The 11,150-nt window shown below is 62.2% G+C and carries 10 protein-coding genes; 5 read left to right on the top strand and 5 right to left on the bottom strand.

What is annotated here, in order from left to right:
• Positions 1-268 precede the first annotated feature (268 nt).
• From QP970_RS11115 to QP970_RS11095, 5 genes are all read right to left on the bottom strand, one after another.
• Positions 269-976: an IS3 family transposase gene (locus tag QP970_RS11115; RefSeq protein ID WP_255722740.1), complete on the bottom strand. Its 708-nt coding sequence runs from the start codon at positions 974-976 to the stop codon at positions 269-271.
• A 15-nt stretch (positions 977-991) separates the two neighbouring features.
• Positions 992-1,330, bottom strand: coding sequence for a transposase (locus QP970_RS11110; RefSeq protein WP_255716835.1), 339 nt, complete (start codon positions 1,328-1,330; stop codon positions 992-994).
• Positions 1,331-1,369: 39 nt separating this feature from the next.
• Positions 1,370-1,801: an IS3 family transposase gene (locus QP970_RS11105; RefSeq protein WP_284869940.1), complete on the bottom strand. Its 432-nt coding sequence runs from the start codon at positions 1,799-1,801 to the stop codon at positions 1,370-1,372.
• Positions 1,794-2,048 (bottom strand): hypothetical protein, encoded by a 255-nt coding sequence (locus QP970_RS11100; RefSeq protein WP_284869939.1) that lies wholly within the window; start codon positions 2,046-2,048, stop codon positions 1,794-1,796. Before QP970_RS11100 ends, QP970_RS11105 begins: the two co-directional genes overlap by 8 nt.
• Before the next feature lie 221 nt (positions 2,049-2,269).
• Complete coding sequence (locus tag QP970_RS11095; protein ID WP_239270141.1) at positions 2,270-4,249, bottom strand: FAD/NAD(P)-binding protein; 1,980 nt, start codon at positions 4,247-4,249, stop codon at positions 2,270-2,272.
• 263 nt (positions 4,250-4,512) lie between these two features.
• Between QP970_RS11095 and QP970_RS11090 the strand changes: the two genes are divergently transcribed.
• The 5 genes from QP970_RS11090 to QP970_RS11070 all read left to right on the top strand — a co-directional run bounded on the left by QP970_RS11090 (position 4,513) and on the right by QP970_RS11070 (position 11,143).
• The gene (locus QP970_RS11090) at positions 4,513-6,927 is read left to right on the top strand and encodes an excinuclease ABC subunit UvrA (protein WP_239270142.1); all 2,415 of its coding nucleotides are present in this window, start codon (positions 4,513-4,515) and stop codon (positions 6,925-6,927) included.
• A gap of 77 nt (positions 6,928-7,004) precedes the next feature.
• Positions 7,005-7,730 carry a hypothetical protein gene (locus QP970_RS11085; protein WP_239270143.1) on the top strand — a complete coding sequence of 242 codons (726 nt, stop codon included), beginning with the start codon at positions 7,005-7,007 and terminating at the stop codon, positions 7,728-7,730.
• A gap of 80 nt (positions 7,731-7,810) precedes the next feature.
• A complete protein-coding gene (gene menD / locus QP970_RS11080; protein WP_239270144.1) occupies positions 7,811-9,433 on the top strand; it encodes a 2-succinyl-5-enolpyruvyl-6-hydroxy-3-cyclohexene-1-carboxylic-acid synthase in 1,623 nt (540 codons plus the stop codon).
• Entirely contained in the window at positions 9,434-9,883 is a 450-nt protein-coding gene (locus QP970_RS11075; RefSeq protein ID WP_239275281.1) for a DUF3592 domain-containing protein, read from the top strand. It abuts the gene before it with no gap.
• A 60-nt stretch (positions 9,884-9,943) separates the two neighbouring features.
• Positions 9,944-11,143: a glycosyltransferase family 4 protein gene (locus QP970_RS11070; RefSeq protein ID WP_239270056.1), complete on the top strand. Its 1,200-nt coding sequence runs from the start codon at positions 9,944-9,946 to the stop codon at positions 11,141-11,143.
• Positions 11,144-11,150 lie beyond the last annotated feature (7 nt).

Below are 11,150 nucleotides of genomic sequence, written 5' to 3'. Positions count from 1 at the left end.
CCGGAAAGGATGCGTGATGACGACCCGAATTGCTGTTATCGGCGCAGGGGTCGCTGCTGCAGCGGTCGCACGACGGGGGCCCGAACCCCGGAAAGTGGACACGGGGATTTAATCACGATGCGATAGTAAGTGTAGCTAACCCGGCGTCTTCGAAGGCGTTCGGTGAGCGGTAACCGCACCATGAATGCAATCGTTTGGTGTTGTACCGCGTGCACCACCGAAACACATCCTGGCGGCAGGCCAACTGACTAGTGAAAACAGACTCATCCTACAGGACTTCCCGCTTCAACGAGGCGTTGAACGACTCCGCCAACGAGTTGTCCGCACTCGTCCCGATCGCGCCCATCGACTGGGTGACACCGAAGCGCACGCATAGTCTCCGGTACTGATCAGAGGCATAAACACTGCCGTGATCCGAGTGGAAGATCGCCCCGTCTAGGCTCCCGCGAACCTTCCGGGCCATCGTCAGGGCTTCTTCAACCAACTCGGTGCGCATGTGATCAGCGATCGCAAACCCCGTCAACTGCCGCGAATAGCAGTCGATAACCGTGGCCAGGTACATATTCGACCCGTCCGCGATCGGCAGGTACGTGATGTCGCCGACGTAGACCGCGTTCGGCCTGTCCGCAGTGAACCGGCGTTGCAGCAGATCCGGAAACCTCGGGGCCCGTTTACTCGACGTCGTCGTTTTCACCCGGCGTTTCCTGGTGAAACCAAAAAGGCCCATCTGCCGCATCAGCCGGGCGGTGCGCTTGTGATTGAGACGGCCGCCCTTGCCCCGGTCGTTGACGGGATCGGAGTTGATCGCCGCAGTCACTCGTTTCGCGCCGTAGCAGCCGTTCTCGGCGTTGAAGGTGGTCTTGATCTGCGCTCCCAGCACCGCGTCATCGACGAGGTGTTGCCGGCGGGCAGGGGCAGCTGATTTCCAGGACCTGGCATAACCGCTTGACCTCGTAGAGGTCTCGATGGTCGTCAACGAACCGGAAGCGGTTCACCAGTTCGTCTCTTCCGCGAAATACTTGGCCGCCTTACGAAGGATTTCTCGTTCCTCGCGGAGTTTGGCGTTTTCGCGTTCCAGTACGCGGATGCGCTCGGCGTCCGACAGTCCTGAGGCAGCGGTGGCGGAGTCCGACGCGGCGATGAGGCTGGCGACTTTCTCACCGTTGGCATTGGTTTTGGTGCGTGTGCCGAAGGCATCGAGCCAGCTGCGCAGCGAGTTGCGGTTGACCCCGAGATCGGAGGCGATCGCGTTGATCGTTGCTCCGGGAGTCGACTCGTACAACGAGACTACGTCACGCTTGAACCGCTCGGTGTAGGTCTTGCGTGGCATGGTGGAAAGGTACCTCACTTCCCCAGCGACATGCTGGTTTCAGCGTGTCCACCACCAGGGGGTCAGGTCCGTGCACTTGCGGCCTACTAGATCTGGCATGACGCGGTGACCAGGCTTGCGCCTAGTGGTGGTGCATCGACGCCGTTTAGTAAAGCCTTGAAGTCCCATGGTTTTCATGATTCGTGCAACTTTCTTGTGATTCGTCGGACCACAGCTCTCATCGGCTTTAAGGCTTGCGGCGATGCGTTGAGCTCCGTAAAGCCCGTGCTCATCGTCGAAGATGGTCTTTATTCTTGCACCAATAAGACCGTCGGAATGCATCTTTAAACTGCGCTTTTTACGGGTGTGGACCCATTTATAGAACGAGGAACGATTGAGCTTTAACACGTGGCACATCCGCTTAACCGAGTATTCGGTTCGGTGGTCATAGACAAACTGGAAGCGGATCACCAGTGAGTCTGCTTTAAGCAAAATATTTCGCGGCCTTACGCAGGATATCGCGTTCTTCGCGCAGCTTAGAGACTTCCTTTTCCAGCTGGCGGATTCGCGCAGAATCATTCGCCGCTTGGGCTTTATCATGCACAGCTTTAATGCGGGCACGTTTTCCGGTGCCGTACTTTTTGACCCAAGAATGCAGCGAAGCTCGGTTGATGCCGAGTTCGGCTAATGCTGAGTTCAGCGAGAGGCCCTCATTGTTCCTTATAGAGGGCCACGGCATCGCGTTTGAACTGTTCGGAATACCTGGACATGATGGTAGATTACCTTTCTTCCCAGCCCGACTGGGCTGGATATCAGGTGTCCACCAAATGGGGGTCAGGTCCGAACGCAGATAAACATAACCTGCCCCAGCATGGGGCTAGGAGTATGAATCCTGGGCTCCTCCGAACGGAACTGCTAACAGCGTAATGGGCAGGCGGTTGCCTGCCCCCTCGCTGCTAGCTACGCTTGCCCCGCGAGTGCTACCTGGGCCGCGTGCACGGCGGCCTTATCGGCTTCCTGGATGAACCACGAATCGGTGCCGGGAATCGGCGGGGCCAAGGTAGTATCCGGGTACTCGGCGTGGGCGGGGATTCCTACGAGGTGCAGGCGCTCATCCACGGTGCCATCGGCGTTGTGGACCTGGCGGGTATCGGGGTCTTCGGCGGGCGAGCCGGTAGGTACCTCGATGCCATCGCTGGCGGTTTCTGTAAAGGCGCGCACGCGCCCGGATTCCACGAGGGAGTGCATGAAGGAATCGTGCGGGGTGCGGCGGATATCGGGCTTGTGCACCCAGGCATCGAGAAGCGTCGTGCCCGGGATGCGCTTGCCACCAGACGCGCTGGAGCTGATGGTCCATTCCCCGGCATCGGCATTCGTTCCCAAGACGGGGTTGCCGCCGACGAAGCTGACAATGCCGGCATCGACAAGCGCCAGCAATTGCTGCGTGCGGAAGGGCGGCGGGCCGGAGCACGTGGTCTGGCCCAAGGAGATGGCCTTATCGAACATGTGGTGGCGCGACTCCAGGGTATAGCGGCCCTCAGCGCCCAGAACCTGGGTGGGTTTGCGGGAGAAACCGACCGACCACAAAGCGGCGCGCACCGGGCTATCCGGGCCCTTCTGGGATTCTGCCAGGTCCTCGCACAGGCTCTGCGCGATGTGCTCGGTGAGCTCCTGCTGGTTGGAAAAATCCTCCGTGAGCAGGTGCATCCAGCGCAGTAGGCTGAAATCCTTGGTGGTATGGCGCGCAATGACCTCATCGAGCTGGGCCAGGCCGTTATAGGCCACGCCTGCATCTACCGGGGTGGCATCGAGGGCGGCGATGATCTCCTCGCGGGAGGCGCGCAGGCTTTCCGGCTCGACGCGGGCGAGGGTATCGATATAGGCCTGGTAGGCATCGCGGGCGACCGCAGGCCATACCTCGGTGTCATAGTTGATGGAGCGCGCGCCCGTGCGGTGGGATAGCTCGGCGACGACCTTCTTTAACCGCGGGATCTCCGCGGCCGGTGGGAGGGCGCCTTCATTGGATTGCGGCAGGAAGGGATAGCCGCGCCGGGATGCGGCTGCAAAGGTGGGCTCGGTGCCGGTGGCCTCATAGCGCATGCCCCAAGGCTTGGAGGAATCCTCGACGAACTTACCACCGCGGCCCACAGTGGAGAGGATGAGGATATCGAAAAAGCCCATACCAAGCCCGCGCACGAGGACCTTCTCGTTGTCCTTGATGGAGTCAACACCCTGGTCGATTGGGTTATCAGCGCGGATCCAGCGCAGGCTGGGGTTATCTTCCAAGGTCTTTAAGATCCACCGCTCGTTTTCGGTATAGCCCTGGTTTTGCCAGCCGGTGACCGCCAAGGTGGAGCCGGCCGCAACGGTGGTGTCGTTATTAAGGTGCAAAATATCTGCACCCTCGCGGGATTCAATATCCACCACGCGGGCGTGGTGTTGCTTGACCTCAACCCACTCCGGCACATCCTGCAAGACGGAGCGGAAGACCCACAGGATGTAGTGGCCGTACAGCGCGCGCGGCAAATAGGATTCGGGGCGCAGCTTCTCTAGCTCTGTGCGGCCGAATTCCCCAAGCACCTGCGGATCGAGTGGGTGGGCGGCGACGTAATCGCGGGCGCCGGGGGACACGTGGGCATCGCCAAGCGTCAGGCGGATCCACTCGTAGATGGTGGGGCCTTCCACCACTGGGGCCTCCACCGTGGAGTTGGTCTCAGAAAACAGCGTCATACCGTGGGCGAAGGTATTCATGCACAGGTATTTGGGCTGGTTGATATCCCAAATCTTGCCGCCGCCGTGCTGGGCATCATCGATAAGGTGCAGCGTTAGTTTCTCTGGCGGGTGGGAGACGGTATTGAGTTGTGCCACGAGGCGCTCGAGGACGGAAATGCCGCGGGGGCCAAGTCCAATCAGCGCGATGGATGAAGTGTTATCGGTCAACGCGGAGCCCTACCTTCTAGCTTATAGACCAAGCGGAATCGTCATAATAGACAATGAAGTCTATCAGCAAGAGAGGCGGCGAAATATGCACCGGCGGCAGCTTGGTGGTTGCAGGGCGCGCTCGCCAGCCGGAACACCCTGAGCGGGCGTGAAATTAATTCTTGGGCAGGCGGAGTGGTAGACAGATCGGTAGGCAATGCGCGGCGGGGGTGGCGGGCCGAAGCGTTGCCTTAGGGAGCTGGTGCGCGGGTAGGATTGTGGTCATGACAATCAAGGTTCGCGATGCCCACTTACACAACCTGCGCAACGTCGATGTGGATATGCCGCGCGGCCAACTCGTGGCGGTGACGGGAGTCTCCGGTTCCGGAAAATCCTCTCTGGCCTTTGGCACCATCCACGGGGAAGGGCAGCGCCGCTACCTGGAATCGGTGGCGCCGTTTGCGCGCCGGCTCATTAGCTCCGCGGTGGACCCACAGGTAAGCCAGGTGGAGGGCTTGCCGCCCACGGTGGCGCTGCAGCAATCCACCTCCGGCGGCGGGGCGCGCTCCACGGTGGGCACGGTTTCCGCGCTATCTAATAGCGTGCGCCTGTTGTACTCGCGCGCCGGGGATAACCCTGAGGGCCTCTACTCGGATGCCTTTTCACCAAATACCCCAGAGGGCATGTGTCCGCAGTGCCAGGGCGCGGGCGTGGTGCACGAGCCCACCGAGCAATCGATGGTGCCCGATCCCACCTTGTCCATTGAGGAAGGCGCCATTAAGGCCTGGCCCGGTGCGTGGGCGGGCAAAAATTTCCACGATATCCTCATGAACTTGGGCTATGACCTGGATTCCCCCTGGCAAGACTTGCCGCAGGAAGACCGCGACTGGATCCTATTTACCGAAGAACGCCCCGTGGTCACCGTAAAACCCCTGCGCGGCGCGGACCAGATCCAGCGCAATTATGAGGGCACGTGGCGCTCGGTGGCCAGTTACCTCACCAAGACGCTGCAGGAGACCCAATCGGAATCGCTGCGCAAGCGCACGTTGTCCTTCATGGAATCCCGCGAGTGCGATACCTGCCACGGCCGGCGGTTGAACCCGCGGGCGCTCAAGGTGATGTATGCGGGAATGAGCATCGACAAGCTGGGCGCCCTGCCGCTGGACCAGGTCTATGAGGTACTCAGCGCGCAGGAACCGGAGGAGAATTCCGCGGAGGATCTGCTGCTCAAGCAGGTGTTGCCGGCGCTGACCTCCGCCCTGGAGCTGGGGTTGGCGCACCTGAGCCTGGACCGGCCCACCCAGAGCCTTTCGGCGGGTGAATTGCAGCGCATTCGGCTCGCCGCCCAGCTGCGTTCCGGGCTCTTTGGCGTGGCGTATGTGCTCGATGAGCCGTCTGCCGGCCTGCATCCCGATGAGCGCGGGGCGGTGCTGGATATGTGCCGCCGGTTTATTGACGCCGGCAATTCGGTGTTGCTGGTTGAACACGATATGGATTTGGTGGCCCAGGCGGATTGGCTCGTGGACGTTGGCCCCTACGCCGGCGAGGGCGGCGGCAAGGTGGTTTATTCCGGTCCGGTCGAGGACTACGACGCCGATACCCCTACCGCCCGCGCGTTGGCGCAGCGTGAGCTCGCGCTTGCCGATGCCCCACGCACCCCCTCCAACCACCTCCGCCTCCGTGGCATTTCGGCGCGCAGTATCGACGGGCTCGATGTGGACTTTGGCCTGGGGCAATTTACCGCAGTGGCCGGGGTTTCGGGCTCGGGCAAGTCGACGCTGGTGAGCACCGTGCTGGCAGAAACCCTCAAGGAATCCGCCACCGCCGTGGCCGATGAGGATAAAGACGACGCGGACGAGGGCGGCCACGAGTTCTCGCTTGCCGGGGTAGAGGGCCTGGATAAGGTCTCCCGTCTGGTGCAGATTTCCCAAAAGCCCATTGGCCGCACCCCGCGTTCCACGTTGGCCACCTATACCGGCCTTTTCGATAACGTGCGCAAGCTCTTTGCCTCCACCCCGGAGGCCAAGGAGCGCAAGTGGACGGTCTCGCGCTTTTCCTACAACGTGAAGCAGGGCCAGTGCCCCACCTGTGGTGGCGCCGGAAAAATCGAGGTAGAGCTGGTCTTTTTGCCGGGTTCCTATACCACCTGCCCACAATGCGGCGGTGCCCGCTTCAACGATGAAACCCTCGAGGTGACCTGGCATGGGCGCAGCATCGCAGAGGTGCTGGAGCTCACCGTGGATGAGGCCGCCGAATTCTTTGCCGAGGAACCAAAGATCCACCGCGCCATCGCCACGCTGCAGGCCGTGGGCCTGGGCTACCTCCGCTTGGGACAGGGTGCGCCGGAGCTTTCCGGCGGCGAGGCGCAGCGCATCAAGCTCGCCACGGAACTGCAGCGCTCCCGCAATTCGCGGCGCGGGCACACGGTCTACATGCTGGATGAGCCCACCACCGGCCTGCACCCAGCCGATATTGCCCTGCTCAATGCGGAGCTGCACAAGCTTGTCGATGCCGGGCATACCGTGATCGTCATCGAGCACGATCTCAACGTTCTAGCGAGCGCGGACCGCATCATTGAAATGGGCCCCGGCGCCGGTGCGGACGGCGGGCAGATCATCGCGGATGCCACCCCAAGCCAGCTGGCCGCGGAAGATACCGCGACCGGACGGGCGCTGCGGGCGCGCCAGCTGCAGAGCTAGCATCTCCCCTCGGTCCAACGCTGGCATCTGGGAGATTCCCTGGGATCTCACAGGAAAATGATGTACATCTGGTAGGCATGACAAATAATGGCTTTGGTGAAAACGGTTCCAATGGCCGAAAAGGCTCTCATGATGATGGGCGCGGCACTGACGAGACCCGCCAGTGGTCTGGCCCGGCCGAGGATGCCACGCGCCAGATAGGCCGCGTCCCAGATAATGCGGGCGGTAATGCCCGCAGCCAGCGCCCACAGCAGTATTTCCCGGGCGCGCAGCAGCCGCAGAATGAGACGCGGCAATTCGACGCGAACGCCGATTACCAGCAGAATTACCAACAAAACTATCAGCAGCCCGGTGGGCAGTATGGCCAGCAACAATACGCCCAGCAGCAGTATGAGCCGGTGCCGTCGGACTATGACCCGGACCAGCGCGGCAGGGGAAAGAAGAAAAACGGCGGGATGGCCGGGGTCTTTGCCGCCATCGCCGTCGTTGCCATCCTGGCGGCGGGCGCCCTGTTCTTCTTGTGGCGCAATGCCGCGAGCGATGCCGATAAGCCCGCGCCAGAACCGGTGACGGAAACCACCACCACGCAGGTGCCCACCACAGTGACCGAGACCGAGGATGCGGGCCCTGGTATTTCTGAGCGCCTGCGCAATCTGCCGAATCTGCAAGACGATCTCCCCGAAGATATTCCTACCGAGCTGCCACCGGAAATTCAGGACCGCCTGGAAGAAGGCGATGACCTCGACGTGGAACGCCTTTTGCGGGATCTCTTTGGCAATGGCGGCAACCAGCAGCAGGGCTAACCAGCGGTACCGGCTATAGGCAAGGCGGCGGCGCGGCGCGATTGCCGGCCGCTGCGCCGCAGTAGGTAAAATCTGGCAGCATGAATGAATCGATGCAGCTGGCTGAACAGGTGGCCGCCCAATTGGCGCGCCACCTTACCGATGTGGTGCTGTGCCCGGGATCCCGCAACGCACCGCTGTCGCTCGCCCTCCTCGCGCGCGAGGATATCCGGGTGCATACGCGCATTGATGAGCGCGGCGCTGCGTTTACCGCCTTAGGAATGGCGCGCGTGCAGCACCGCCACGTCGGGGTGGTGATGACCTCCGGCACGGCCGTGGCCAATACGCTGCCCGCGGTGGTTGAGGCGCACTATTCCCATACCCCGCTGGCCATTATCAGCGCGGACCGCCCGGAGCGGTTGATCGGCACCGGCGCCTCCCAAACCATCGTGCAAGATGGCATCTTCGGCGTCTATGCGGATACCACCCAGGTCAATGCGGAAGAGGATATCGCCGCCATTGCAGAGCGGTTTGAGCGCGACCTCCAGGTACACATCAATATCGCCTTTGACGCACCCCTGGTAGGAGATAGCCTGCCGGAGCGAGTAGGTGGCGATGGCACCCGCGCGGCCACCCCGCGGTTTTATGACCACGGCGAGGTCGCGGTGGACTTGAGCAAAAATACCCTTGTTATCGCCGGCGATGAGGCCTGGGAGGTCGAGGGCCTAGAAGACGTGCCGACCATCGCGGAGCCCTCCGCGCCGGGGCCCTTCCACCCCGTGCACCCGGCCGCGGCGCATATTTTCCGCAAGGCGCAGGTCTCCGCCAATGACTACGTGGTCAATACCAAGGTCGAGCAGGTCATCGTGGTGGGCCATCCCACGCTGCATCGCGGCGTGCTCGCGCTGATGAATGACCCGGATATCGAGCTGGTGGTGCTCTCGCGCACGGCGGACTTTACCAACCAGCGCGGGGATAACGCGCGCCTTGGCACCACCGTCAAGACCACCGGGGAGCCAAGCCGCGAGTGGCTCAAGATCTGCCAAGGCGCGACCGACATGGTCGGCGAGGCCGTGCGCACAACCCTGGAGGATGAAGAACTCGGGTTCACCGGCCTGCACGTAGCGGCGGCGGTAGGCGATACGCTCGCGGTCAATGACACGGTGGTGCTCGGCGCCTCGAATCCGGTGCGCGATGCCTCCCTCATCGGGCTGCCCTTTGACGGCGTGGATACCTACGCCCCGCGCGGGGTGGCGGGCATCGATGGCACCGTCTCCCAAGCCATCGGCGTGGCCCTGGCCACGCAATCGCTGGATCCCACTAATTGGCGCGCCCCACGCGTGATGGCCCTGGTAGGGGATGTGACCTTTTTGCACGATGCCAACGGGCTGCTGATCCCGGAGGACCAGCCGCGGCCAGAGAACCTCACCATCGTGGTGGCCAATGACAATGGCGGCGGCATCTTTGAAACCCTGGAACAAGGCGCGCCCGCGCTTCGCGATGCCTTCGAGCCGGCCTTTGGAACGCCGCATGGGGTGGGCATCGACAAGCTGGCAGAGGCTTATGACGCAGACTACCGTCTGGTGACCACCCCGCAGGAGCTGCTGGATACCCTGGCAGAGCTTAAGGAATACTCCACGGGCATCACCATCGTGGAGGCGCAGACCACCCGTGCCACGCGCCGGGCGCTGCAGGATAAGCTCACGCAGAAGGTGGGCCAGTAAGTGGCCCCGCGCTATAGGCCCGCGGTTGTTCGGCGTCGGCTGCACCAGCTCGTGCTGGCCATCTACGTGGCGCTGATCGTGGGCTCGGTGGGCCTGGTGGTAGGCCCCCTCCTCAATGACCGCGCCATTTCCGCGCAGCCTAGCCGGGCTTTGGCAACGGTCAAGGACGTCGGCGCGCTGCGCACCACCGTGGATTTTCAAGATAGCGACGGGATCTATCATTCCCCGCGGCAAGGCTTGCTCTATCCCACGGACTTGGGCGAGGGCCAGCAGGTATGGGTGCAGTATGCCGAGGATAATCCGGATTTGGTGAAGGTAGAAGGCCGCGAGTGGACCTTGGCGGTCATACCGGCGCTATCCGTGGCGGTTGTGTCTACGCTTGCCGCCGTGGGGCTGTGGCGGCTTATTACCGTGACCACCCGCCGCGCTGAAAATCGGGCTGAAAAATAATTTACCCAGATTTTTCATTGGATTCACCAAAGGCCAAGAAAAATAGGTCATTATGGTGGCATGCGAGTTGCAATCGTGGCTGAATCGTTCCTCCCCAATGTCAATGGCGTGACAAACTCGGTGCTGCGCGTTTTGGAGCACCTGCAAGAAACCGGACACGATGCGATTGTCATCGCCCCCGGTGCCCGCGAGGGCCAAGAAGAAATCCCTGATTACTTGGGCTTTCCCATTTACCGCGTGCCCACCGTGCGCGTGCCGCTGGTGGATTCGTTGCCGGTGGGCGTGCCGACCACGGCCGTGGATGATGCGCTGCGGAAGTTCAAGCCCGATATCATCCACCTAGCTAGCCCGTTTGTGCTGGGTGCGGCGGGCGCATTTTCGGCCCGCCAACAGCGCATTCCGGCAGTGGCGCTCTACCAAACCGATGTCGCAGGATTCGCCACCAAGTACCACGCCTCCGCCTTGGCTTACGCTGTGTGGGAGTGGCTGCGCACGATCCACAACTCCTGCCAGATGACCTTGGCGCCGTCCTCGCTGACCATCCGGGATTTGGAAAAACACCACATCAAGCACGTGCGCCATTGGGGCCGCGGCGTCAATACCGAGCTTTTCCATCCCCAAAAGCGCTCGGCTAGCCTGCGCCGCAGCTGGGACCGCAGTGGAAAGAAAAACATCGTCGGCTTCGTCGGCCGCTTGGCCGCGGAAAAGGGCGTGCACCGGTTGTCCGCGCTTAATGGCCGCGAGGATATTCAGCTGGTCATCGTCGGTGACGGCCCCGAGCGCCCGCTATTGGAGGCACAGCTTCCCAACGCCGTGTTCACCGGCGCGCTCAGCGGTGAGGAGCTGGCTCAGGCCTATGCCTCGCTCGATGTCTTTGTGCACGCCGGCGAATTTGAAACCTTCTGCCAGTCCATCCAGGAGGCCCAAGCCTCTGGCGTGCCCACCATCGGCCCGCGGGCAGGCGGGCCCGTGGACCTTATCCAAGAAGGCTATAACGGCCTGCTCTTAGACGTGGATAGCTTTGTCGATGACCTGCCCAATGCCGTCGATGCGCTCTTAAACCCAGAGATCCATGCGGAGTTGCGGGATAATGCCCGCGCCTCCATTTCTTCGAAGACGTGGACCGCGCTGTGCGAGCAGCTGGTGGGCTATTACGAAGAGGTGCTGGAAGATACCCGCCGGGTGCCGCTGACCATTTTGGGGCAGCGCCCAGAGCTGCCGCGGTGGGCGGCTCGTGCCCTTGGGGCGCGCGTAGCCTAGACTAGGC

It is taken from the genome of Corynebacterium sp. MSK073 (assembly GCF_030232085.1).
GTDB lineage: Bacteria > Actinomycetota > Actinomycetes > Mycobacteriales > Mycobacteriaceae > Corynebacterium.
The sequence above is the reverse complement of the archived record's forward strand: the minus strand, read 5'-3'. Positions and strand labels throughout refer to the sequence as shown.

Excerpts from the sequence above, each read along its gene's own strand:
- QP970_RS11070 (WP_239270056.1), top strand. The coding sequence starts at position 9,944 with ATGCGAGTTGCAATCGTGGCTGAATCGTTCCTCCCCAATGTCAATGGC.
- QP970_RS11085 (WP_239270143.1), top strand. The coding sequence starts at position 7,005 with ATGACAAATAATGGCTTTGGTGAAAACGGTTCCAATGGCCGAAAAGGC.
- QP970_RS11090 (WP_239270142.1), top strand. The coding sequence starts at position 4,513 with ATGACAATCAAGGTTCGCGATGCCCACTTACACAACCTGCGCAACGTC.
- QP970_RS11100 (WP_284869939.1), bottom strand. The coding sequence starts at position 2,048 with ATGCCGTGGCCCTCTATAAGGAACAATGAGGGCCTCTCGCTGAACTCA.
- QP970_RS11110 (WP_255716835.1), bottom strand. The coding sequence starts at position 1,330 with ATGCCACGCAAGACCTACACCGAGCGGTTCAAGCGTGACGTAGTCTCG.
- menD (WP_239270144.1), top strand. The coding sequence starts at position 7,811 with ATGAATGAATCGATGCAGCTGGCTGAACAGGTGGCCGCCCAATTGGCG.